This is a genomic window from Streptomyces synnematoformans, from assembly GCF_039531005.1.
GTDB lineage: Bacteria > Actinomycetota > Actinomycetes > Streptomycetales > Streptomycetaceae > Streptomyces > Streptomyces synnematoformans.
Map to the genome: position 1 here is coordinate 1 of NZ_BAAAPF010000775.1, position 531 is coordinate 531.

Here is a 531-nt window from a genome sequence, read left to right on the forward strand (position 1 = left end):
CGCGCGGCCGGCGCCGTCACCGGCTTCACGAGGCGGCCGACGGCGAGCGCGACGACGGCGGACAGGGCCGGGGCGTCGCCGACGGCGGCCCAGCCCAGCGTCGGGGCGTTGGCCTGGCTGAAGGCCAGCCGGCCCCAGGGGAAGCCGCCCAGCGGCGCCCGGGAGCGCAGCGCCTCGACCGCCACCCACCAGGCCGCCGCCCACAGCCACCACGCGGGCAGCCGGACCAGCGGCGGCACGGCGAGGCACAGGGCGCCGAGGATCAGCGCCTGGATGACGCTGAGCAGCAGCCACGGCAGCAGCCCGAGGTTCGACAGCCACCACAGCAGGGGGACGAAGAACGCGACGCCGAAGGCGGTGCCGAGCCAGAACGCGTCCCGCTTGCGGCGGGCGCCGCGCAGCAGCACGAACAGCGCCGCGGGCCCGGCGACGGCCAGCGGCCACAGCCCGTACGGCGGGAAGGCGGCCGCGAGCAGCACCCCGGCCAGCTCGCGCGCGCTCAGCCGCTCGCCGAGGTACCGCGACGACAGC

Annotated in this window: 1 pseudogene; it reads right to left on the reverse strand. The window is 78.5% G+C overall.

Features of this window, described 5'->3' with window-relative positions:
• Nucleotides 1-531 (reverse strand): annotated as a pseudogene (locus tag ABD317_RS37625) (apolipoprotein N-acyltransferase); the annotation flags it as partial.